Origin of the sequence: Clostridium uliginosum (assembly GCF_900112485.1) — a bacterium.
In the GTDB taxonomy this organism is placed as follows: Bacteria; Bacillota; Clostridia; order Clostridiales; family Clostridiaceae; genus Clostridium; species Clostridium uliginosum.
Genome location: NZ_FOMG01000003.1, coordinates 28,834 through 54,654 on the forward strand (window position 1 = coordinate 28,834; position 25,821 = coordinate 54,654).

The following is a 25,821-nucleotide window of genomic DNA, read 5'->3' on the forward strand; positions in this document are numbered from 1 at the left end:
TGAGAGTGCAAGACAGATTATATAAAAACGTAATAACTTATTCTTGCAACTTATTTTTCACAAATATATACTTATTGTATCATATTTTCCAAACGCCTTATTATTGAATTTTCAAAGAACATTATTTTCATTAATTACTACACAAAATTTTAAAATTACATAAAAAAATATCCCAAATTCATTTCTGAATAATGTGATATTTTCAACTCGTCAACATATAAAAATTTACTGGATATTGATTTTAAAGCATAATTTAACAGATATTTCTGATTAATATATTACATCTTAATTAGTCGCTTTCCTAATTCAAATGCCTTTTTACAATCTTGTGGAAATACTTCTTTCCTACGTTTTAATTTTTCACTAGCATCAAAAGCTGTTGCAACATATTTTGAATAATCATCAAATTGATAAGTATCAGTTACAAAAAGTGATTCTGCTTTTCCAAAAAATCTTTCCACTAAAAACTCATTATATTTAAGGTCTTCTTTCCATTTTGTTTGTTCCAATTTTTGTTCATTAACTCCAAATGTATAAATTAATCCTACAAAAATTCTTTTAGGAAAAAGCGAAGAATAATTTTCATCATAAACTAGATATGGAAAATGTAATTATGTTTATTTATTACGCTTTAAATGACTGGTATAATACACAATGTCTATTATGCCTCCAATTCCATTCCCAATAATAATACCCAAAACAACATGTTTCAAGGCAATACCCCAAACTATTCCTAATACATTTCCATAGAACATTCCAGCATTTTTCATTCTTTTTCTATTCTTAATTGCCATACTTATTCCCCCAAAAAATTTATATTTACATATATTTAATCTTTAATACAAACACTACTCTCTGATTTACTATCATGAACTAATTATAGCCTATCTTGTAAATATCGCAGTATTCAATTTTTAAAGAACGTATTTATTCATTTTTATCCTCCACATCTGAAGGTGTGCACACACTTTTTATCTAGAATTACTCCGATTTATATTTTTTTATTTACTATCTATACTATAATCACTAAAGATAACGCCAAATCTACATATTATATAACAATTTAAAATCATTACAATTCTTTATATTCCTAATGAAGTTCTTTAACCTTATATACTATTTATTAATCCTTAACATCTTAAAAGTATTGTGCAGCAAAAATAAGTGCAAATGCTAACCATATATATCTGGTTTAACACTTACACTTATACAGTACCAAAAATACCGCAAATTCATTTCTGAATAATGCGATATTTTAATTGGTTATTTAACCCCTTTTTTTCATAAGCAATTATAATATGTTATTCTTAATCTTCGCTATAATAGCATTTTGGTAAAGATAATTATCATAAGAAATCAAATTTTTATCAATTTTTTCTTCTGAAATAGCGTTCAGCTTTTTATTATCAAATGAAGATCTGCTAAACTGCAGTTGTTCAAGCCTTTTCTTAGCCTTTTTTTTCTTTTCATCATCATCGTCATCTGATACCTTATTCTTTTTTCCAATCATAAAATCTGCACATGCTAATACTTCAATTTCACCATCATCTTTAACAATAACTTTATACTCTAGTAACTGAGCTCCCTCAAATCCTTGTGGGGTAGCTGCATATTTTATCTTTGCCATCATCTCTTCAGCATATTTAGGGTCATTTTTCATTTTTTCAAGTACCTTAGGAGATACTGTAATTTGATGAGTTTGCTCGGTTGCAGGAATAGACGTCTTTTTCCACTCTTCATAATATTTTTGAACATCTGATGATGTCATTGACTTAACTGTAACTTCTGTTCCTGGTATGTTCTTTTTTATTTGGTCAACATAGTATGTTGAATCTTTAGTTTCTTTCTTATATTCGGTTTTTACTTCGTATGTTTTTTGTGCATTGTCAACCTTAGATTTATATAGTTCATTTACATTGATAGTTGGATTAAAATTGATACTCATAGAACTAACCTCCTTAAATATATCTAACCCTTACATTTTTCTATTGCTAAAACAATATTATTAAGAGTGTTAAACCTTTTTTATATTATCAACCTCATTATTCACGTTATCACTTCTTGTTAATTGCTTCAAATAAACTTAACATCATTATACTGAGACAATTGTTCTATTATATGTATACCATTTTCCCCTTATTATTACAATTTTGTATTAATTATATCATGTTTTGTAAATATCGCATTATTCAATTTTCAAAGAACTATTTTTTAGTTTAATTTTGATATAATTTTAGATACAACAAATAGGGCTATTAACTAAACTAATACCCCTGAAATATCTTAATTAAACTAATATCGGATCAACTGGAACAGTTTTTGTTGCTACTTAATAACATACAACATATTGTAAAAAGGCATCCAAAATGGATGTCTAATTTTGATTTGTTATTTTATTGTGTAAAGATATATATTGAAATTAGTATATCTCTTTAACGAATTTATATATTTTTTTATAAAATCCCAAGTATCTTTATATTCGCAAATTAGTATATATAGTATCTGCAGTAGCTAATTTGTTTAGGATATATGAATCTGTAATATGACTTAATTTTATATATATAATTAATACTAATAAGTCTTACATATAACTTTTACAACTCCTTCTACAAACCCTTTTAAGAAACTCGGAATTACATAAATTAAACATATCAAAATCACAAATATTCCTATATTTTTAAGTATTTTATTCTGCTTTTTAGAAGCAACTTTGATAATAATAATCCCTATGATAATTCCAATTAAAGTAATAATATCAAGCATATCAATCCCTCACTAAACGTTTATTTTTAATACTATATAGCTATTATTTCATATTATTAATCCTTCTTAATTATATCATATTTTACCAATACCATATTATTCAATTTTTAAGGAACATGCTTTATTAAAACAATTACAATTATCTATAAACCAAACTACTTATTCTATTTATCAGCTAATTTAAATTCTGAAACAATTCTTTCACTTAAGCATAGAGCTATTCCAAAAATCAATGCTGTCACTATCTTAGTGACCATATTAGGCATATGTTCTATTATTCTAATTCCAGTAGATATTATAAGCCCACTAATCAATATAATGACTGATAGCATATATGATTTCCATTCTTTATTTATATTTAATTTAGAATTTATTTTATTAGCAACTCTGTATTTCTCATCAATTTTAATATATAAAAAAATACCTATTAATAATACTATTGCTCGTACTATTATATTATACATTTGCTCAACTCCTTTAATAACTGTTACTATTGTAACTTAATTCATATAAAGATATCCCTATTATACCACCTTTTGCAAATATCATATTATTCAATTTTTAAATAGCATTTCTTATTATTTACTATGCCAAAATATACGTCGCATCTTTGACTTGTTATATTCTTTAATATTCCTAATTTAAACTAATAACTTATTCATAACTATTTAGCTATAGTAATTAAATTTAGTTTTGATATAATTTTAAACACAACAAATAGGGCTATTAACTAAACTAATACCCCTGAAATATCTTAATTAAACTAAGATCGAATCAACTGCAACAGTTTTTATTCCTACCTAATAACATACAACATATTGTAAAAGGGGCTCTCTCATAATACAAATCATTTAATGCTATAATGTATATTCAAAAAAAGAAATAGAAATAACATTTGTGTAAGAAGCATTGAAAAATAAGCTTAGAGTTTCTTCATTTTAAGTTGTTCCATAAATGATTGTCCTAATGCATATTAGGAGCAATCTTTTATGGGTACAACTTTAAATGTTAGAAACTTTTAGCTTATTTTTCTAGTCTTCTTTAATAAATGTTATTTCTATTTCTTTTTTATTACTTTACTCGGGGTCCATTTTATTCTGAGACAGCCCCTATTCATCTTGTCTTATTTACTTTTTATAGGGAAACAAACTTCTGTAATCCAATTATCAGGATTACTTTCCATTGCTGGACTAACATGATAAATATTAAACATAGGTCCATCTATTTCATATCCATTATCATTAATCCAATTTCCTATTGCTTCGCATACTGCTGTTAACTGATTATAATCACCTTTTACAATTACAGTTGCAGCAGTAATTGGATCTGTAGTTTTAAATTTAACGTCTTTAGTATCTTTATAATTATTCAATACTGCAAGTCTTATCTCTACATCAACATCATTTTCTTTATAACCTTCATCAAAAAATACTGCCATAGCATAGCATGGATTAGCACAACTAACTTTTTGCTTTATTAATTCTTTATTAAGTTCTCCCCAAAGCATTCCTTCATCATTATAAGCTGGTATAACTTTTCTCAAGCTTATTACCTTTAACTCTGGAAAATTTTTAATTACTACATCATAATTCATATTAACACTCCCTTGTTCAAGTTGTTCAATAGTTGTTTCAATAATCAAAAGTTGTTTTTGTATTCTATCTGATTTTTCTTTCATCTGAGTATAATGAAGTTTTAGATATTTCTTTAAACTGTCAGCATCCTCATATTCTTTGAGAATTTCCTTAATTGTCTCTAAACTAAACCCCATATTTTTTAAGGATTGTATCCTATTTGCAATAGACAATTGACTAACATCATAATAACGATAACTAGTAAACTCATCTATATTCTTAGGCATTAATAAACCAATATCATTGTAGTGTCTTAGCATACGTATACTTATCCTTGAAAGTTTTGAAAAATCACCTATTTTAAACATATATGTTTCCCCCATCACAATATTTTTGAGCTCAATTTCATTATAAAGTATCTCATAATGTTAGAGTCAACATTTGTTTTTATAACGCTTTGTTTAAAAACCGTGTTGATATTGTTGTATAAATCTCATGGACAGTGAAATTTACTTTAAGAACTCTAAAATGAATATTAGTCCTATTAATGCATGCTCCCAATCAAAGATTGTGACAAGCAATTAATAGTACAAATATTCATTAAGAGTTCTACAAAGCAAATTTCAATGCCAGTTCGCTATTATATAACAATATCAACACTCTTTTAAAACATAGCCTTGTATAAAAATAATACATTAAGAATGTATTAGGCTTCTTACCTACATATGGAGAGTTTAAATCAGAGAAATATTACTTAAATTAAGAGCTCTATTAATTTTAAGCATAACAAAAAAAGTCACAAATAATGTAACTTATTTTGTTACATTACCTGTGACTATGTTTGTGACATTTATAAATATAAAATTATATTAAATAAATACTTAGGCACATGAAAGGAAATAACAAGTCCAAGATGCGATGTATATTTTGCGTCAGGCAAGGAAACAGGATGGTTTAATAGTGAGCTATTAGTCCATTCTGTTGACGTAACATGACATAAAGTGAAACTTTTTATGTGAAATTTTACATTTCAGATAAATTTAGTTGAACTTATCTTAAGACTAAATAGACTAGCATATTGACTCGTTATTTTTTTGAATGTGCCTTTAACTTACTTTTTTTAATCTAGGTTTATTTATTGATAACTGTTTTAGCCATTTCAATCATTTGATTTTTATCAACATCATCATAATTTGTATTCATAATTAAATATTTAATTCCATCTTCATACCAAGAAATACATTGCATATTAGATTCACTAATTTCATCAGCTCCAAATCCAATTTGCAAAGTTCCATCTTCAGTTGACTTTAGATCTTCTTCTGATTTTACATAACCTTCTGGTACAGCTTTATATTTAAAGTTGTGATAGTATACTTTGATGCCATTGTATTCAATCATTTCTACTTTAGATTCCTCTTGATTTTGATCAAAATACTTTTTATCAATTTTCTCTGCACTCATAGATAAATGTTGATCTTTTTTAGCACCATCCTTTTTATAATCAAATTCTGCATCTTTAGTTTTAATAATTACATCTCCATTATCATTCACTATTGAACTATCTGCAAAATTAAAGGAATCAAATTTAAATCCATTTTTAAATGTATCAACATACTTAGGTAAATATCCAACAGTTTTTTCAACTACATTACTGGTTGGAAATTCATTAATCATATTATTTCTAGAACTACTTTCAATATAGTGTAATCCATTTGTTGCTGCAACACAAGTTGCAGTTGTTGCTATACATAAAAGTCCTGCTACTATCATTGTTTTGGCTTTTAAAAATCTAATTTTCATATTAAAAAACACTCCTTTATTTTCTTTTAAAATTTCTGCTCTAATTTTAAAGAACATATTCTCTGGTGCCGAAATTTCATCTGCTTTATTATTTAGACACTCTGTAATTTTTTTATCTATATTTTCATTTAACTTTCTATCCATTAACTTCGCACTCCTTTGCTTTTGTAATTTCACATTCTTCATTATTTAACAAACTTAGTTTTAATTTTTTCCTTGCACTATAAAGTCTTGACTTTACTGTTCCTTCAAAGCACCCCATAATCTTTGCAATTTCTTTTACAGTCAGTCCATTAAAATAAAAAAGTACTACCACTGTTTTTTGCTTTAAATCCAAATGTTCAATTTCAGCATGAAGTGCCTCTGCCTCTTGATTTCTTATATATCTCTCTATTGATTTATCAATACTTTCATCATTTGCTTTTTCAAAAATATTTTCAAAAGGCAAAGTTTTTCTTTCTTTACCTGTGTGTTTCCAAGCAATTCTTGTAAGAATTTTAAAAAACCATGGTTTAAACTGCTCTGCATTTTTCAAGCTTTTTGCACTTAAATAACATTTTATAAATGTTTCTTGCACAATATCTTCGCTAGTAAATCTACTACCTGTAATTAGGTATGCATATTTTAATCCTTGATTTTTGTATATTTCAAATATTTCGCCTAAAGCATTCATATCACCAGACTGGATTTTTTCAACAAGTTCTGTTTCGCTCACTTTGATATCTCCTTTCTTAAACACTTATTTAGATGCATCTATATATAAGAGCCTTTAAATTGTAAAATGGTTCATTTATAATAAAATTAATTCAATTATTCCAATTATTGAAATTATTGAATTGCTCAAAGAGCTAATAGAAATCACAAGAAAAGAAACATAAAGAAAAGTAGACAGTGATATAAATTAGACTTAGCTTTGCTTGGAGATAACTATCAAATAGAATTGTTTTCTTTTCCTCAATTTTACCTAAAAGGGATAGTTATCCTGAAGCCAGAGAACTAAAGTATTTGACTTTTGAGGTAGATAACATTGATGAAGTAATAAGAGAATTAGGCATATTAAAATGTAGTTACTGAGCCTATTAGAATTGATGATATTACTAAGAAAAAACTTACTTTTTTTAGCACTCCAGATAATTTACCCATAGAATTATATGAAAGATAGAATTAACACTCATTTAATAATAATGATAATGAGTTTATACCTAAAAATCAAGAATTTCATAGTAAATGGAGAAATTCTTAACTTTAAGTTACGTTTAGAAAATAATTTAAGTGAAACTTATTTAATGTAACAAAAAGTGTAACATTTTTATGTTACACTTTTTGTTACTTATGTAGTTACATATTTGGTTACTATCTTTGTTGATTTCAACCTATCATTATTGACCTATACTGCTAATTCAGTTATATGCATTAGAAGTGCTTGTTAAAAAACTAGATGTAAAATAATGTGACAGTCACCATACTAAATACTAAGGGAACTTGTGATTGAAGTTGCTTCATTCTGATTTCTAAAATAAACTGAGAAAAGTTTAGCTTATTTTAAGTATCTCTTTATATTTCTAATCCATTAAGAAGTTCTTTAAGTTGCTTCAATTCATCAAGACTTAAAGTAACACCCTTCCCCATCTTCTCATGATTTGGTGCCCAATCTCTTAAATCATATTTAGCTTCTTTCCCATTCCAGCTTATTAGATTTAATTCTTTAGTCCATCCTTTTGCTGACTCTGATATGGTTCCAAGCTCTGTTTCTATTTCAAATTTAATATCTGCCATTTTGTTAAACCTCCTTTATTATACAAACATCTATTGAAATGATATATTGTTTATTTGTTGAAATTATACTATTTATTTCTGTTATTTTTATATTCATAATAGACCCATATATGAAAACAGTCAATATATTTTTTGAAATAAAAACTTAGTAAAATATGTTTTATTTATTTATTTTGTATCTTTCTTGCAAAATCAAGTATATAATATATTTAAAATGTGAATATATTTATATATGAAGTTATATGAATGGAGGATTAAAATGATATTAGAATTTACGGTAAAAAACTTTTTATCTATAAAAGATGAAGTAACTTTAAGTATGGTGGCATCTAAAGATTCTTCATTTGAAGATAATCTTTTACCTTATAAAGATGGGAAAAAAATTAAAAATGCTTTAAAATCACTTGTTATATATGGTGCTAATGCATCTGGTAAAACTAACGTATTAAAATCACTACATTTTTTTTCATGGTTTATAAATAAGTCTCATGAAATGCAACAAGGACATAAAATACCACAAAAGGCTTTTAAACTAGATAGAGACTGTATGAATGAACCTAGTGAGTTCCAGATAATATTTATTCATAATGATACTAAATATCTTTACGGTTTTTCTGTAACTGAAGACGAAGTTGTAGAAGAATATTTATATTACTATCCAAATGGTAGACAAAGTACTATTTTTGACAGAAAAAGAGATGAATATGTATTTACAATTGACATCGAACGTCAAACAGAATTAAAAAATAAATTCCACTCAAAAAACAAATTATTTATTGCGACAGAAAGTTTATGGGAATATGAAAAGGCAAAAATTCCTTTTGAATGGCTAAGTAGCTATTTAAAGATTTTTATTAATCATGATAAATTGGAAGGATATACTGGATCAAAAATGCATGATGATGAAAAAATAAATGTACTTGTAAAGAAATATATCAAATTAGCAGATGTAGGCATAGATAATGTAGATGTAAGGTTAAGAAAATCAGAAGATATATTAAATTCAGATTTATATAACTTAATACCTGATGAAGCTAAAGCTGAAATATTAAATAAAATACAAGATCGTGATGTTTTAGATATTAAAATGATTCATAGTATTAAAGATAAAGCTGGTAATATTATAAATTATGAATTTAAATTAGACGAAGAATCAGATGGAACACAAAAGTTTTTTGGGCTTTTAGGACCTTGGGTTAATGCTTTATTAAACGGATATACTATTGTAATTGATGAACTTGATATTAGACTTCATACACTTTTAGTAAAAAAGCTTATACAAATGTTTTTAGATCCTAATATTAATAAAAATAATGCACAATTAATATTTTCAACTCATGATACTAACCTCCTTGATTCAGAACTTTTAAGACGTGATCAAGTTTGGTTTACTGAAAAAAGAGAAGATAAAAGTACAGATTTATATTCCTTATATGATTTTGGAGGTGTAAGAAAGAATGTAAGTATAGAAAAAGGGTACCTTCAAGGAAAATATGGAGCAATTCCAGTATTAAAGGGTGATTGGCAATGGGATTAAAAAGACATGCTGAAAAATCAAGAGATCAACTAAGAAAAAAAAGAAAAACTAATCCAACAATCGTTATTATATGCGAAGGTAAAGATACTGAAACTATGTATTTTGATAATTTCAACTCAAAGTATACCAAAGTAGATGTTAGAATTGCTGATAAAAATTCAAAAGGTAAAAATAAAGGCAAATCAACAGATCCTGAAAACTTAGTTAAAAAAGCTATTGAAATTAAAAAGAATGATTATGATATAAATGAAAAAGATGGAGATAGGGTTTGGTGTGTATTTGATGTTGATATAAATTATAACAATAATAATGCAATTCAAAGTAAAATAGATGAAATACAAAAAGCTAAAGTATTATCAAGTAAAAGTAAAATACGACTTGGGATATCAAATCCTTGTTTTGAACTTTGGTACCTTTTGCATTTTGAATATACTACCGCTAATTTAAAGAACTATGAAGATGTAAAGAAAAGACTAGATAAATATCTTAGTAATTATGATAAAAACAAAGATATTTACAATGAATTAAAAGATAAGCTTACATGTGCAATAGATAATTCTAAAAAACTGAAAAAGCACCATGAAAGTTTAGATAAAATATTGCCTAATGCTGAAAATGATTATGTAAAAATTAATTCTGAAAGCTTTGTTAAAAGTAATCCTTATACAAATATATTTGATTTAGTTGAATATATGGAGAATTTAGAGCAGAGAAATATTACCTAAACTAAGAACTCTATATTAATTTAAAGTGTAACAAAATTATCTACTGTCCCTGTTCCAAATGATTGTCCTAATGAATATTAGGAGCAATCTTTTATGGGTACAACTTTAAATGTTAGAAAATTTCAGGCATATTCAACAAAATAACAAGTCAGTATGCTAGTCTATTTTGAGTGATACTGCGTCAGTAACATTAGCTAATAGTCTACTATTAGCTAATGTTACTTCCTTGTCTGACTCAAAATAGACATCACATCTTTGACTTGTTATTTTGTTTCATATGCCTTAGCGAAATTTTTCTAGTCTTCTTTAATAAATATTATTTCTATTTCTTTGTTATTACTTCACTTGGTAATTCTGAGATATCCCCTTTATATGTATGTCTACTGTGCCATATATAGTGTTATTTTAATTTTCTTCATTGAGTGTTTTTATTAATTCATTAGCTGTGAATCCTAATTTATCTTTTACTGCTTCATTAACATCAGAGCATATCTTGGTAGCATTTTCTTTATATTTTTTAAAATCTTCATTAAGTATACATAAATACTCTTCAAAATCTTTTTGAATTGGTCCAATTATTTTCATGCTCTGTTTTAAATTTTCAAAGCCTTTACTAACTCTCTGTTTAAGTTCTTCACTTTCTTTTAGAGATTTTGCAAATTCTACTTGAAGATTTACTATGTTATTTTTAGTATTCTCATCATAATTTAGCACATCTTTATTTTGAGTATCCAACATTTTTTTTAATTCATCTAATTTATTAGTATCTGAGTTATTAATTTGTTTTATTAAATAATCATTTTCTTCTACTTCATCTACAGAATCCAAAAATTCCACAAGCTTTAACCATATTTTTTTCTTTTCATCATTATCTATGGTAACCCTTAAAAAAGGCTCATATATATTAACAAACACTTGTCCAAAGTTTCCTGGAAATATCCTAAGTAAGGTATTTGATATAAATTCTTTTTTATCATCTTTAGATAATTCTAATGTTTCCCTTAACTTTCTAATTTGTTCTCCTGATGCTCTGTAATCTGTTAAATTCTTTTCTATAAGACTTTCAATAATTAATTTGCTTCTTTCTAAATAATTCATATTTTCATCTATTTTTTTTACAGCATCCGTTAAAGTTTCAGGCAAACTTTTTTTACCTGCAACTACATCTTTTATCCCTATAATTGTTATATCTAATGCTCTTAATGCTCCAATTAAATTCAGTTTAACAATATCATCCTCTGAATATTCTCTATAATTATTCTCCAATTTTTTTGAAGGCTTAATTAATCCCTCATTCTCATAATACTTAATAGCTTTTTTTGTTAAACCAGTTTTCTCTGATGCAGTTTTAATATTCATTTTGTTAACCTCCCTTAAAGTTAAAGAAATTAAATTTCTTTAACTTTATAATAATGGTGTCTGTAAGGTACAAGTCAAGTCTTTTCGACACTTAATTTAAATTTATGGCTCTGTTTTAAAATAGTGTTGATATTGTTATATAATAGCGAACTGGCATTGAAATTTGCTTTGTAGAACTCTTAAGTGAAATTCAAAATTTTATATTTTGTTGCTCGAACTTACTCAGCGAATGCATATGAGTGGAGTTTCCTATATAAATTTCATCGTCCATGAGCTTTATATAACAATATCAACACTCAGCTAAAACAGAGCCAAATTTATTTTAAATATATCCAAACTAGAAGCACGCAAATTACCACCTGAAATTATGTTTCAGGTGGTAAAACAATTATCCGATAGCTAGCATCCATAACACTCCCCCTTCTTCAAGTGGGCGATAACGGCTGCACGCTCCTTAGATAAGTTCAACTAAATTCAGCTGGAGTATAAAACTCCACCTGAAAAGTTTCACTTTATGGGTCAACTATCTATTTGATAGGGTTTGGGCATATTAATTGTTTTTAGACAAAGATATATAACTATTAGTATTATACGTTTTTTTATTGTTTGGACATATTAGTTGTTTTTAGATAAATACATCTTTTTACTAATAGAAACTTATTTGCTAATTGCATTTTTATAGAATTCATAAGCTTCTTTATCAGTTGCTTTCTCATGAACAATTTTACGAACAGCTTCTGCCATTTCAATTGGATGATGACTTTGGAAGATATTTCTTCCCATATCAACTCCGTGTGCACCTTTACTGATTGCATTATATGCAAGTGTAAGAGCTTCATTTTCAGGTAGCTTCTTTCCTCCTGCTACAACTAAAGGAACTGGACATGCAGCTACTACTTCTTCGAAATTATCACAATAATAAGTCTTAACTATGTTCACACCAAGTTCTGCAAGTACACGAGTAGCATGTTTAAAATATTTATCTGTACGATCCATATCCTTACCAACTGCTACAACACCCATTGTAGGAATGCTGTGACGAATGCCTGCATTTATTACTTTTGATATGTTATCAATACTTTCCAATTGACCATCTGCACCGATAAATGCTTGTACAGCCATACAGTCTGCATTACATCTGATTGCATCTTCAATATCTACAGCAACTATTTCATGAGATAGATCATCATTTAACATAGATGAACCAGATGTAACACGAAGCGCAACTGCTTTATTACCAGCTGGAGGTACACAAGAACGAAGAGCACCTCTTGTACACATAACTACATCAACACTAGGTATTAATTTAGGAACTAATATGTCAAGTCTTTCTAGTCCTGATACAGAACCCATGAAATAACCATGATCAAATGCAAACATTACAGTGTTACCACTCTTAGCATCAAAAATATTTGCAAGATGTTTCTTCATTCCCCAATCTAAATTATTTGCTCCTTTTACATAAAAACTTTCACTATTATTTGCAAATGGTACGTCTAAATGATAGTCCTTTGCAACCTTTAATCCATCTAAATCTGCCATAATTAAAAACCTCCACTTTCATATCTAGTGCATATATCCATGCACCAATTTTTTATTGGCTATGTTTTAGAATAGTGTTGATATTTTAATATAAAGGCGAACTGGCATTGGAATTTGCTTTGTAGAACTCTTAATGAATATTTGTACTATTAACGCTTGTCATAATCTTTGATTAGGAGCATGCATTAATAGGACTAATATTCGTTTTAGAGTTCTTAAGTAAGAGTCAAAATTTTATATTTTGTTTCTCGAACTTACTCAGCGAATGCATATGAGTCGAGTTTCCTATATGAATTCCACTATCCATAAGCTTTATATTACAATATCAACATCCACTTAAAACATAGAATCTTTATTAAAAGTTTATTTATTGATATGCTTCCTACATCTAAAGGAAGCATATTAATTTGTCATTTGAAATAACTATAAAGTAATTGTTACATTTATAGAAAACTTATTAGAAATCAAAATTGTTCATCTAAAAAGTTTATTTATAAGTAATATATTAGAAGTTATACTTATCCATATTATCTTTTGTAAATACAGTTCTTTCAGGAAGTAATACAACTCCTGAAGAAGTATCAGAATCGTTTGCTTTAGGATCAAGTACGCTATTTGGCATAACTTCTACAGCTCCTATATTAGGGATATCAATCTTATCTCCAACTTTTACTGCATTACCGGAAGCAATATAGTATGCCATATAGCATCCCATAGCACCTTGAACACCGCAATCCCATAGGCCCCAACGAGTTAAGATACCATCGCTGCAATATTGTTTCATTGAATTAGGTGAAGCAAAACCAGTTATAGTAACATCTTTAGCTGTCAAACCTTTGTTTTGAGCTGCTTGAGCTTGTCCTGGAAGTGCAGTAGAATCGTTACAAATAATTAAGTCAATGTCAGAATGTGCAGACAATACAGATTCACCAACAGAGATAGCTTGTTCAGCATCTTGATTTGAATAGTAGTTATCTTTTGCAACATTTTGCCAATTAGGATATTTTGATTTTATATATTTATCACCTTCTACTTGCCATGAGTTTTGGTCAGTAACAGTTGCGTTTGAATAATGCCAGCAATATTTGATAGCATCTTTTTCAGGATCTTTACCACGTTCTTTTAATGAATCGTAACCCATTTGAACTAGCATCTGACCTAATTGTTCAGGAGTTCCTTGTGAAACCATGACTTTACGAACTGATGAATCTACGTCAGAATCCCATGTAGTAACTGTAACACCTGCATCAGCTGCCGCTTTAAGTGCTTCTTTAACACCAGCAGCATCAACAGATGATAAACAAATAGCATTAGTACCTTGTTGAACTGCTTTATTAATTACAGAAACCTGTGAAGCTGCAGATGCATTAGCATCACCTTCGTAATCAACTTTGAATCCCCATTTTCCAGCATAATCTTGAGCTCCTTTATTAGCAGATTCAAAGAATGCATTACCTGTAAGTTTAGGAATAAATGTTACAGTAGTATCTCCTTTTTTAGAACTATTAGTTGATGCTTCCTTTGTAGCAGTGCTTGAACCGCATCCAACAAGTGTAGTGACCATCATTGCAGCAACAAGTGCTAATGCAACAGCTTTTTTCTTCATAATAAATCCCCCTTGTATATTATGTTTTTTATTTTATGCAGACGTTGATACATCCGCCTGTATACACATTAATAATAAAAGTCATACATATTTATTTATGTACTAATTTATCATTTAACTTTTGTTTAAAATTAAAATTATTCTGTATGAATTTATTAATCTTTGGATTTTTAGAAGCAGTACTTGCTGCAACTACAAGAACCAGCATTATACCTACTGGAATATCCAAATATTGATTTGATATGCCATTCATAGAAAGTCCAAATCTCATAATTCCAATTGCAACAGCTGCAAGTGCAGTACCAAAAACTCCTCCTTTACCTCCTAAGGTAGAAGTACCACCAAGTATTACTGCTGTAATAATTGGCATTGTTAAGTCACCGCCAAAATCAGATTTTGACGAACCAAGGTAGCTTGTCATAATAATTCCTGCAAAAGAAGCTGCCATGCCTGAAAAAATGTAAGTGCTCATAATTATCAATCTTGTATTGATACCAGAAAATTCTGCTGCACGCTTATTAATACCACTAAGGAATACTTGTCTTCCGTACTTTGTACGATGAAGAATAATATAGGCAATAACGGCAAGTGCAATAAAAATGAAAACCTGCGAAGGTATTACTCCAAAGAACCGTTTTTTTGTAAAAGATGTAAATGCCTCTGGAAATCCACTTATACCAAGATAAGCAGCTGTATTTGACATATTTGATACTGCAATAGCAAGTCCAGAATATAAAAACGATCCTCCTAATGTAATTACCATTGGCTGTACATTAGTAAATGCTACGAAAAATCCACTTAATGCACCGCATAAACAACCAATAATTACAGCAATTAAACAAGCTGTACCAACACTAATTCCTAAGGTTTTCCACGTAACACCAATTATGATTGAGCTTAAACCTACAATGGAACCAGCCTGTAAATCTATACCACCAGTAATAAATACAAAACACATAAATATTGAAATAATACAGATGGAAATAAAATCATTAAAACTACCAAATAAAACACGTGGCATTAAAAATTTAGGATTCATACCACCAAATATAAGTACTTCTGCAACAATAAACAGTATTAGGAAATATTCCCAACGAAATTTAAATTTCAAATGATTTTTTTTCAATTTCTCTTTCATTATATATTTCCTCCTATTGTGTTATTTTGATCAGTTGCTTCAGTTCTTGCTACCAATCGTTCTCGTCTTGCCTTTTCAGCATTACGGTGCTGTATTATTGCATCCAAAACAACTATAGTGATTAACAAAATACCAGTAATGGTATTATCATAGTCAGATGAAAATCCTAAAAATACTAATATACGGCTGATAGATGCCATGATCAATGCACCAAATGTAGCACCAACCATATTTCCAATACCACCTGAAAGGCTAATACCACCAATAACGCAAGCAGCAATCGCTTTCATCTCGTAACCATTACCAGATGTAGGTGTAACAAATCCAATACGACTTACAAATACAACAGCAGCTAAAGATGCACAAACTGCACAAATTACAAAGCTGATCAAATGTGTTCCTGTAACAGGAAGACCAAGATGAGTTGCACCATCTTCATTATCACCAACTGCTTGGAAGTAGCGGCCACGCTTTGTCTTTGTCAAAAACATGTATATAGCAATCATGACAACAATTGTGAAGATATACATCCATGACAATCCTGCAATACCCTTTTGTGAAAGTCCTTTAAAATCTTTTGGAACATTTTCAACCCAAGCACCACCAGTGTACACATATGAAATACCTCTTATTACACTATTGATACCAATAGTCATGATAATGGATGGTACTTTAAGAATTGCAACGCCAACTCCATTTACCAAACCTATAACCAAACCTATACATACAGCTACTAGCACTGAAAGTAGAAAAGGTTTACCATCTCTAGCCATAGTCGCTACAACTGCAGCTGTTAACCCTAAAGTAGCTCCGATGGATGCATCAATCTCACCAGTAAATATAACAAATGCCATACCAATGGCACAGATTGTATAAACTGTAGCACCATTTAAACAAAGCATAATATTATCTGATTGCATAAATGTAGGATTTATAATTCCAACAATTGCATATAAAGCAAATAGAAAAATAATCGCGGTGGACTCTCTTCGATTAAAAAATTTCTTTATTACATTCATATTTTTGTACCTTCCTTCTTGTCCTCATAGACACCAAACGCTGCACTCATGAGATTGTTTTCACTAATGTCAGCCTTTTGAAATGTATGATTGATACAACCCTGAAACATAGTAATTACACGATCTGAAAGCTGAATAATTTCTTCCATATCAGATGAGATCAGTAAAACTGAAAATCCTTGTTCCTTTAGCTTATTTATAATCGTATACACATCACCACGGGCTGAAGCATCAATACCACGAGTAGGCTCATCTAATATAATAAGCTTTGGATGAGTTGCAAGAATTCTGGCTATTACAACCTTTTGCTGATTACCACCTGAAAGGCTTCCAATCAGTTGGTCCTGTCCAGTTACTTTAATGTACAAATCCTTTATGTATTGGTCAGTGATTTTCTTTTCTTCTTTAAAATTCATGAAAAACTTACTAAGATTTTTTAAACATCCACATGAAGTGTTTAATGCGATATCACCAATTTTGAAAATTCCATCTTGCCCTCTATCTTCGGGAACATAGTTGATACCCTTTTCAATTACCTTAGCAGTAGATAATCCTGTAATATCTTCTCCATCAAGATAAACCTTTCCTCCAAGTACTACATCTTTACCAAAAATTGTGACTGCAAGTTCTGTACGACCAGCACCTACTACTCCTGCTAAACCTAATATTTCACCAGGATATACATCAAAAGATACATCTTTAAAACCATACCCACTATAATTATTCAAGCTGAAAATTGGTTTAAGATTTTTATAATCTGGTACTTTACCCTTTAAGATCTGTTGCTTCTCTTCTATATTAGGAGGAAGAAGACCTTTTACAAGCATATCACGGGTAAAATCTTTAACTAGTCCATTAAGTGTAATAATACCATCTCTCATTATTGCAACATGAGTTGCAATTTCAAATACTTCTTCAAGACGATGAGTAATATATATGATACCAATATTTTTCTTTTTAAGATCTTCAATAATCGTAAAAAGAGATTCTACTTCATTAAATGTTAATGCACTAGTAGGTTCGTCCAAAATAAGTAGTTTTGCATTTCTTAAAAGTCCACGAAGAAGTTCAACAAGCTGCTGTTCTGCAATAGATAAAGTCAGAGCTTTTCTGCTTAAATCCATTTCCCAGCCAAGCTGCGTTATCAAATCTACAAGACGTTTGTGCAATTCTCCAGGATTTTCATTAAAACCTATTACTATATTTTCTTCTACAGTCATATTTGGGAAAAGCATAGGTTCCTGAGGTACAAGATACATTCCAAGATCCATTGCATCTTGAGGTTTTGAACTTGTAACCTTATTACCACCAACATAAATATCGCCTGTATCCTGCCTATAAATGCACATTATGATTTTCATTAAGGTGCTCTTACCTGCACCGTTACCCCCGATCAATGCTAGTACTTCGCCTTTACATACATCAAGATTGATGCCTTTCAAGACCTGATTTTTAGCAAATGATTTATGGATATCGTTTACGGAAAGGAGCGTATCCTTGGGATTTATTGTTTTACTATTTAAAATATTATCTAACATAATCCAAGCCCCCACAATAAAATTATTTAACATTTGTTACTTGTTTAATATTTTGTTTTGCAATTTCATAATATAATATATTACCTATTTTGTCAATAATTTTATGATAACGTTTTTAATGGTATTTAATATTTTTTATTGTTTTAAAGCTTAAACCTTTACATTTCAATAGTTACAAGTGTTTTATTTCTTTGTTTTTTAGCTTTAATATTCAAAATAATTTCAACATTGACAGTAAAAAACAGTACTGATATAATATTTATTAAGGCAAACAAATGTTATACGTCAAAACAAATGTTATACGTCAAAACAAATGTTAAAGAACTTAGTAAATGTATAAAACCGGTCTTAAATTAAGTTTATTACGAAAATATATCCGTTAGTTAATATGAAAATATCGGAGGTAAAATAAATATGGATAATAATATTGATTATGAAAAGGTTCTTATGTTTAAAACTGCATGGTATTACTATGTAGATAATATGACACAACAGCGAATTTCAGAATTTCTCGGAATCTCACGTATGCGTGTTGTAAAATTATTGAATCAGGCACGTACTACTGGAACTATTCAATTTAAAATAAAAGATGATTATGCCAATCGCATGCAGTTAGAACAACGCTTAGCAAAAACTTACAATCTTAAAGACACTTTTATTGTAGCTTCACCTCCTGATGAAGTTAATACAAATGAGAATGTTGCCAAAGCCGCTGCAATGTATATAAATAATCGTCTTGAAGATAATGCTTTCATTAATATGGGATATGGTGATACACAAAGCCGCATTTTAAATAATCTGGCGACTATGGTAGAACAACCTATTTCTGTAGTTTCGCTCACTGGTGGAGTTAATTTTTATCTACCAAATAATATGTCTTCAATCTTCAATGCGAAACTATATTTAATTCCATCACCCCTTCTTGTATCTTCAAAAGAAGTCGTAGATGCAATTAAGAATGAGGCATCCGTTAATGATATCTCACGTATGACACAACTTTCTTCTTTATCTGTTATAGGTATTGGTTCTGTAAGTAAAAATGCAACAACTCTAAAAAGCGGCATTTTAAGTGAGAATGATCTACTCTACCTAAAATTGAAAGGTGCTGTAGGTGATGTATTGTGCCATTTTATAGATAAGGATGGAAATTTAATAGATTCAAATATTGAATCTCGTCTCATCACAACTCCACTTGAGACACTTAGAAACCTAGAAAATGTAATTGGAGTTGCTGCAGGTGATGATAAAGTTGATGCAATTAAAGCTACCTTGAAGGGAGGTTACATAGATATTCTTATTACTGATGAATCAACAGCCCTACAACTATTAGAAAATGAACCAGAACATTTAGATAATTTAAATGATTAGATTACATTATATATATATATTGTAATTAACAATTTACATTGTTAACAATTGATAATGAAATCCCTTCAGGATTTCTTAAATTTTTTTGTTAACAATGTAAAATCTAAATTGCAACATATATATATGAAAATTATATTTTTATAATAATTTTTAATTTATTAATATTCTATTTATTATAGGGGGGAGTTATTTATATGCAACAATATTTAATGGCCGTCGATGCTGGTACTGGCAGCGTACGTGCTCTTTTATTCGATTTTAAAGGCAATCAGATTGGTTGTGTGCAACAGGAATGGACACATAATGAAGATCCAAGATGGCCTGGAAGTATGGACTTTGACTGGATTCATAATTGGGATCTGGCACGTAGCTGCATTCGCAAAGTTATAGATAAGACAAAAATTGATCCGAAAGAGATTGCTGCCGTATCCACTACCTGCATGCGTGAAGGAATTGTACTGTATGATAAGGACGGAAAAGAAATCTGGGCCTGTGCTAATGTAGATGCTCGTGCTAACGATGAAGTTTCAAAGCTCATTAAAATGGATCCAGACCTAGAAAAGGATTTATACCTCGAATCTGGACAAACTTTTGCTCTCGATGCAATTCCACGAATCCTTTGGGTAAAGAATAAAATGCCTGAAATTTATGATAAGGTTTCCACTGTAGGCATGTTTAATGATTGGCTGATTTATAAAATGACTGGAAAGCTTGCAGTTGAACCAAGCAATAGTTCAACCACCGGTATCCTTAATCTTAAGAAACGTGCATGGAATCCTTCAATTATGAAAAGATGTGGTCTTAAGGATGATATCTTTCCACCAGTTGCAGAATGTGGTTCTGTAATCGGCAAGGTAAATGTAAAAGGTTCTGAAGACACCGGTCTTGCTGAAGGTACTATTGTTGTAGTTGGCGGAGGTGATGCACAGCTTGGTTGCATTGGTGTAGGCGTTGTAAAACCAAATGAAGCAGCTGTTTTTGGTGGAAGTTTTTGGCAGTACGAACTTAATACAGATACTGTTAAAACAGATCCAGACTGCCGTGTCCGTGTAAACTGTCATGCTGTACCAGGTATATGGCAATATGAAGCACTAGCATTTAAACCAGGGCTTGTTATGCGATGGTACCGCGATAGTTTCTGCCAACTTGAAAAACAGGAAGCTGAAAACACAGGTAGAGATGTTTATGATCTTATGAATGAGAAGGCAGCCGAAATTCCTGCTGGAAGCTACGGCATGATGTGCGCTTTTTCAGATATAATGAATTTCATTTCCTGGAAGCATGCTGCTCCTACTTTTACAAATTTCGAACTAGATTCTGAGAAATTTAACCGTTACACTTTTTATCGTGCAATACTAGAAAATACAGCTATGATTACCAAAGGCAACATTGACATGGTAAAAGAATTTACCGGTAATATGCCAGAAAGTATTGTATTTGCAAGTGGTGCTTCAAAGAGTCCGTTGTGGTGTCAGATTTTATCCGATGTTACAGGCTTGCCGATTCGTGTTCCAGTAGTAAAAGAAGCAACTGGTCTTGGTGCTGCAATCTTGGCTGGTTACGGCGCAGGTATTTATTCTGATATATCAAAAACAGCTAATGAATTGGTACGCTGGGATAAAACTTACGAACCAAATATGGAAAATCACGCCCTCTATGATAACATTTACATTGAGTGGAGAAAAGTATATTTTTCACAATTAGACCTTTGCAACCAAAAAATCACAAAAAATATGTGGATTGCACCTGGTCTTTAGAATTTATAATAAAAAATTACGCTATGTTTTAAAACCGTGTTGATATTGTTATATAAAGCTCATGGACGGTGAAATATAGCTAAAAATTAAAATAATTGGGGGAATTAAATATGTATATTATTGATGAAAAAGATGAAGAATACCGTTTTGGTGACAGTGGTCCAAAGTATCTAATGAAAGGTCCACGTATGAATTACGCATTAGTGCAATTTCAATCAGGACAAAGTTTTAAAGCTCATTATCACAACATCATGGAAGAAAATTTCTATATTATAGATGGAGAAATTGACATAGTCGTAGATGGCAAAGTAAATCACCTTACAAAGGGTCAGTTTATACATATAGAACCTGGTGAAATTCACTATTGTGTGAACAATTACAATAATCCTATAAAAATGGTTTCCACACTTGCACCTTATGAAGAAATAGACAAAGTAGACGTTGAAAATTACACATATTAATTTATTTGGGAGGAATACCAATTATGAAAACAATCAAAGTTATTTCTGTTACAAATGAAAATTTCCGTCCTTATGGATATATTGCAAATATATCTGATCCATCAGAAGATTATAGCATGGGCGAAGCGCCTAGTGTATTCCACCGCGATATGGTTATTGCACCAAATGCTGATATCTCCCCTATAGCTTTTGGATCTCTTAAAGTTGATAAACGCCCATATATCATTGAAGATTTAGAATATCACACTAATGCCTGCGAAGTCATGATGCCATTTGATGATGACATGATCATGTATGCAGGACCTGCTTCAAATGATGTTATTGAACTAGACAAGCTTAAGGCATTTCTCATTCCAAAAGGCACTTTAGTAGTCTTTCGTGCAGGTGCATGGCATGGTGCACCATACCCTGTACATAACCAGCATGGTACTGTGTTAATTTGCCTTCCGGAACGAACCTATTTAAATGACACAAAAAAGTATTTTTTAGATAAGAAAGATTTTGTTGAAATTACCTTTTAAAATTTGACTATGTTTTAAAACCGTGTTGATATTATTATATAAAGCTCATAGACGGTGAAATTTACTTTAAGAACTCTAAAATAAATATTAGTCCTATTAATGCATGCTCCCAATCACAGATTGTGACAAGCAATTACTAGGACAAATATTCATTAAGAGTTCTACAAAGCAAATTTCAATGCTAGTTCACTATTATATAATAATATCAACACTATTCTAAAACATAGCCTAAAATTTATATAACTAACTTTTGCATATAAAAATCAAGGCAAAAACTTTTAATTTCAATAAATAGAATAAAGAGGCATCCAATTTAATATAATAGAATTTTGAAAAATACCATACCAAAGAATTGGACATATTCTTAAACAATATAATTTTTGCAAATTTAGTGGAGCCGTCGATTTTTTTTTACGCATCTGCCTTTTCGAACGTATGTGAGAAAAATCTGGCAGGCGAATATATTTCCTTTTTATTCTTTAGTTTTTATTTCTTAGGCATATTAAAGAAGATAACAACTCAAAGATATGATGGCAAGGAGATAAACTCATCTCATAGCAGACTATGGAATGAGTTTACTGACGCAGTATGACGCAAAATAGACTAGCTGACTTACTTGTTATTTATTTTAATGTGCCTTAACCTTTAAACAAAAATATAATCTGCGTTATCCACAACTTATTTAATAATATAATTTCATAAAGAATAAAAAATAATAAAGAGTTAACATCAAAGATTATATAATCATCTTTGACATTACCTAGATTATACAAGGGAGGCATGATAGGGTCAGCATTAGATTAGAACTTTCAAGATAAACACCTTAAAATTATTGAGGTAGGAGGATAAGGATATTTATGAAAAGTATAAAAATAAAAATGATGGTGTATTTATGTTTAGTAATGGTAGCAATATGTATAGGATTGGGTGCAGTTTCATTTATAAATTCATCAAAGGCACTACAATCAAATTTAGGAACTACTCTCCCTAAACTTGCAGAAGAAACAGCAAATAACGTTCAAGGGAGAATTGAAGGACAGTTAAATTTATTAGAGTGCATTGCATCAATAGATCAAATAAAAGATATTAATAATACGTGGGAAAACCAATTGCCTATTCTACAAAATCAAGCTCAAAGATTAGGTAGCATTGGAATTGGACTTGTAGATGTTAATGGAGATTGTAAAAATACAGATGGAACCACTTCTAATCTTAAGCAAAGAGACTACTTTCAGAAAGCACTATCTGGTAAAAGCAATGTATCAGATCCATTAATAAGTAGTGTAGATAGATCTACAATAGTTGTATATGCAGTTCCTATAAAAAATAATAATGAAGTTATAGGAGTACTAACTGAAACAAGAGATGGCAATCGTTTAAGCGAATTAACTAATGAGGTTAAATTCGGACAAACAGGCATTTCGTTTATGATAAATAAATATGGGACAACCATTGCTGCTGGTGATAAGGATTTAGCTATTAACATGTCTAATCAAATAGAAGCAGCAAAAAAAGACACTAAATTGCAGCACTTAGCAGATATTGAGAAGAAAATGATCGCTGGAGAAACTGGAATAGATGGATGTAATTACAATGGAACATATACATATATAGGATATTCCCCAGTGAAAGACACTGATTGGTATGTAGGAATTATGATGTCAAAAAGCGAAATATTGTCAGAATTGGACAGTTTAAAAGTTACTGTTGTGTTGTCATCTGTAGTATTTTTATTAATTGGATTAATAGTTATTTACTTTATTTCTAATACCATATCTAAAGGAATAAAATCAACTTCAAAGAATTTGGATTTATTAGCAAATGGTAATCTTTGTGAAGAAATTCCTGTTAAATATTTAAAACAAAAAGATGAAATTGGTACTATGACTAATTCGATGAAGGTGATGCAGGAATCTCTAAGAAATATGATTAGAAGGATAAAAGATAATTCTTCTAATATTAATATGCAATCAGGAAATTTATCTTCTGTTTCAGAAGAAATAGCAAGTGTCTCACAAAATGTTACAGAAGCAATATCTGAAATTGCAAAAGGGACAAGCACTCAATCAGAAGATTTAATAAATATAACAGATATTCTTAATAAGTTTAGTGATAAACTATCTGGAATGGTTAATGAAATACAAGTTGTAGACTCAAATTCAAGAGGAATTAATTCAATGGCAAACGAGAGCAACAGTCAAATGAATGAATTAAATCAATCTGTAACAAAAGTAAGCAACTCATTTAAAATATTTTATACCAAAATTGTTGGTCTTGGAAAAGATATAAACAAAATCAATGAAATGACAAATATAATAAATAGTGTTGCAGAGCAAACTAATCTTTTAGCATTAAATGCTGCTATTGAAGCAGCCAGAGCAGGGGAATCAGGAAAAGGATTTTCGGTAGTAGCAGATGAAATAAGAAAACTTGCTGAACAATCAAAAGAATCATCAGAAAATATTAGTAGATTAATTTGTAGTATATCTAAAGACTCGGATGTTATAGTTCAAGATTCTGTTACTATGGATGATGAGTTAATAAGCCAAGTTAATATTATAAGTAATTCTATAACATCTTTCAAAAAAATCATAGAAGCAGTAAATGAAGTAATTCCTAAAATTGAAACAGTTAAAAATTCTGCTGAGGATATAGATAAGGATAAGAATTCTATTTTGATTAGAATAGATGAGTTATCTTCAATTTCAGTTGAAGTTTCAGCATCATCAGAAGAAATTTCAGCATCATCAGAAGAAATGAATGCTTCAACAGAAGAAGTAGCGTCAGCAGCACAAATACTTAATAGTATGACTAATCAAATGCTTGAGGAAGTAGATAAGTTTAAAGTTTAGACCTGCTAAAAAATAACGCTATATTTTAAAACTGTGTTGATATTGTTATATAAACACTCTGTTAAAACATAGCCAAAAATAAAAAAAGGGTCTATCTCAGAATTATCAAGTGAAGCAATAACAAAGAAATATAAATAACATTTAATAAAGAAGACTAGAAAAATTTTGCTAAGGCATATTTTTCAATGCTTCTTACACAAATGTTATTTTTATTTCTTTTTTTGAATGTGTCTTATCTTGCAATTATCCTACCAAGGCACTTTAGATATTCTAAAGCTTTAGATATTTCTTTTTAGCCTTAAAAAATTGAAAATTCTATTTTAAAAGATTAATTTATAATAAATACACATAAAAACTATTAAAATTAATTAAATTAATTAAAAATGTAATTTATATTAATTTAAGTTTAAATATGATAAAATTATATTTAATTAATAAAAAATGATTAAATCAATCAGTTATGGTTAAAATTACTTATAAAG

The 25,821-nt window shown here is 29.5% G+C and carries 22 protein-coding genes; 7 read left to right on the forward strand and 15 right to left on the reverse strand.

Annotated elements, in window-relative coordinates:
* Positions 1-278: 278 nt before the first annotated feature.
* From BM027_RS02950 to BM027_RS02985, 9 genes are all read right to left on the reverse strand, one after another.
* Positions 279-509, reverse strand: coding sequence for a hypothetical protein (locus BM027_RS02950; RefSeq protein ID WP_242943271.1), 231 nt, complete (start codon positions 507-509; stop codon positions 279-281).
* 108 nt (positions 510-617) lie between these two features.
* On the reverse strand, positions 618-794 hold the full coding sequence (locus tag BM027_RS18140) for a hypothetical protein (RefSeq protein ID WP_175559923.1): 177 nt from the start codon (positions 792-794) through the stop codon (positions 618-620).
* 497 nt (positions 795-1,291) lie between these two features.
* Complete coding sequence (locus tag BM027_RS02955; protein WP_090088655.1) at positions 1,292-1,945, reverse strand: hypothetical protein; 654 nt, start codon at positions 1,943-1,945, stop codon at positions 1,292-1,294.
* A 626-nt stretch (positions 1,946-2,571) separates the two neighbouring features.
* Positions 2,572-2,763, reverse strand: a complete 192-nt coding sequence (locus tag BM027_RS02960; protein WP_090088663.1) for a hypothetical protein — start codon at positions 2,761-2,763, stop codon at positions 2,572-2,574.
* A 164-nt stretch (positions 2,764-2,927) separates the two neighbouring features.
* Complete coding sequence (locus tag BM027_RS02965) at positions 2,928-3,227, reverse strand: hypothetical protein (protein ID WP_090088664.1); 300 nt, start codon at positions 3,225-3,227, stop codon at positions 2,928-2,930.
* Between the two features lie 659 nt (positions 3,228-3,886).
* A complete protein-coding gene (locus BM027_RS02970) occupies positions 3,887-4,705 on the reverse strand; it encodes a MerR family transcriptional regulator (protein WP_090088666.1) in 819 nt (272 codons plus the stop codon).
* A 763-nt stretch (positions 4,706-5,468) separates the two neighbouring features.
* Positions 5,469-6,284, reverse strand: coding sequence for a hypothetical protein (locus BM027_RS02975; RefSeq protein ID WP_090088668.1), 816 nt, complete (start codon positions 6,282-6,284; stop codon positions 5,469-5,471).
* On the reverse strand, positions 6,277-6,855 hold the full coding sequence (locus BM027_RS02980) for an RNA polymerase sigma factor (RefSeq protein WP_090088669.1): 579 nt from the start codon (positions 6,853-6,855) through the stop codon (positions 6,277-6,279). The genes BM027_RS02975 and BM027_RS02980 overlap by 8 nt, the downstream gene beginning before the upstream one ends.
* A gap of 839 nt (positions 6,856-7,694) precedes the next feature.
* Positions 7,695-7,916 carry a YdbC family protein gene (locus BM027_RS02985; RefSeq protein WP_090088671.1) on the reverse strand — a complete coding sequence of 74 codons (222 nt, stop codon included), beginning with the start codon at positions 7,914-7,916 and terminating at the stop codon, positions 7,695-7,697.
* A 259-nt stretch (positions 7,917-8,175) separates the two neighbouring features.
* On the opposite strand from BM027_RS02985, the gene BM027_RS02990 reads away from it, so the two are divergent.
* Together BM027_RS02990 and BM027_RS02995 are read left to right on the forward strand one after the other, a co-directional pair.
* The gene (locus BM027_RS02990) at positions 8,176-9,453 is read left to right on the forward strand and encodes an AAA family ATPase (RefSeq protein WP_090088673.1); all 1,278 of its coding nucleotides are present in this window, start codon (positions 8,176-8,178) and stop codon (positions 9,451-9,453) included.
* Positions 9,444-10,178, forward strand: a complete 735-nt coding sequence (locus BM027_RS02995) for an RloB family protein (RefSeq protein WP_090088674.1) — start codon at positions 9,444-9,446, stop codon at positions 10,176-10,178. The genes BM027_RS02990 and BM027_RS02995 overlap by 10 nt, the downstream gene beginning before the upstream one ends.
* Before the next feature lie 405 nt (positions 10,179-10,583).
* Here the strand turns inward: BM027_RS02995 and BM027_RS03000 are convergent, their stop codons facing one another.
* From BM027_RS03000 to BM027_RS03025, 6 genes are all read right to left on the reverse strand, one after another.
* Positions 10,584-11,537 (reverse strand): MerR family transcriptional regulator, encoded by a 954-nt coding sequence (locus BM027_RS03000; protein WP_090088675.1) that lies wholly within the window; start codon positions 11,535-11,537, stop codon positions 10,584-10,586.
* Positions 11,538-12,194: 657 nt separating this feature from the next.
* Positions 12,195-13,079: a 3-hydroxy-5-phosphonooxypentane-2,4-dione thiolase gene (lsrF, locus tag BM027_RS03005; protein WP_090088676.1), complete on the reverse strand. Its 885-nt coding sequence runs from the start codon at positions 13,077-13,079 to the stop codon at positions 12,195-12,197.
* Positions 13,080-13,584: 505 nt separating this feature from the next.
* Entirely contained in the window at positions 13,585-14,685 is a 1,101-nt protein-coding gene (locus BM027_RS03010; RefSeq protein ID WP_090088678.1) for a substrate-binding domain-containing protein, read from the reverse strand.
* Between the two features lie 91 nt (positions 14,686-14,776).
* Positions 14,777-15,823, reverse strand: a complete 1,047-nt coding sequence (locus BM027_RS03015; RefSeq protein ID WP_090088680.1) for an ABC transporter permease — start codon at positions 15,821-15,823, stop codon at positions 14,777-14,779.
* The gene (locus tag BM027_RS03020) at positions 15,823-16,842 is read right to left on the reverse strand and encodes an ABC transporter permease (RefSeq protein WP_090088681.1); all 1,020 of its coding nucleotides are present in this window, start codon (positions 16,840-16,842) and stop codon (positions 15,823-15,825) included. Before BM027_RS03020 ends, BM027_RS03015 begins: the two co-directional genes overlap by 1 nt.
* Positions 16,839-18,413 (reverse strand): sugar ABC transporter ATP-binding protein, encoded by a 1,575-nt coding sequence (locus BM027_RS03025; protein WP_341465516.1) that lies wholly within the window; start codon positions 18,411-18,413, stop codon positions 16,839-16,841. The genes BM027_RS03020 and BM027_RS03025 overlap by 4 nt, the downstream gene beginning before the upstream one ends.
* A gap of 381 nt (positions 18,414-18,794) precedes the next feature.
* On the opposite strand from BM027_RS03025, the gene BM027_RS03030 reads away from it, so the two are divergent.
* The 5 genes from BM027_RS03030 to BM027_RS03050 all read left to right on the forward strand — a co-directional run bounded on the left by BM027_RS03030 (position 18,795) and on the right by BM027_RS03050 (position 25,339).
* Complete coding sequence (locus BM027_RS03030; protein WP_090088684.1) at positions 18,795-19,748, forward strand: sugar-binding transcriptional regulator; 954 nt, start codon at positions 18,795-18,797, stop codon at positions 19,746-19,748.
* Positions 19,749-19,942: 194 nt separating this feature from the next.
* Entirely contained in the window at positions 19,943-21,505 is a 1,563-nt protein-coding gene (gene lsrK, locus BM027_RS03035) for an autoinducer-2 kinase (protein ID WP_090088686.1), read from the forward strand.
* Positions 21,506-21,615: 110 nt separating this feature from the next.
* Positions 21,616-21,966, forward strand: a complete 351-nt coding sequence (locus BM027_RS03040) for a cupin domain-containing protein (RefSeq protein ID WP_090088688.1) — start codon at positions 21,616-21,618, stop codon at positions 21,964-21,966.
* Positions 21,967-21,989: 23 nt separating this feature from the next.
* Positions 21,990-22,487, forward strand: coding sequence for an ureidoglycolate lyase (locus BM027_RS03045; RefSeq protein WP_090088690.1), 498 nt, complete (start codon positions 21,990-21,992; stop codon positions 22,485-22,487).
* Positions 22,488-23,344: 857 nt separating this feature from the next.
* Positions 23,345-25,339 carry a methyl-accepting chemotaxis protein gene (locus tag BM027_RS03050; protein ID WP_090088692.1) on the forward strand — a complete coding sequence of 665 codons (1,995 nt, stop codon included), beginning with the start codon at positions 23,345-23,347 and terminating at the stop codon, positions 25,337-25,339.
* The last annotated feature ends 482 nt before the right edge of the window (positions 25,340-25,821 follow it).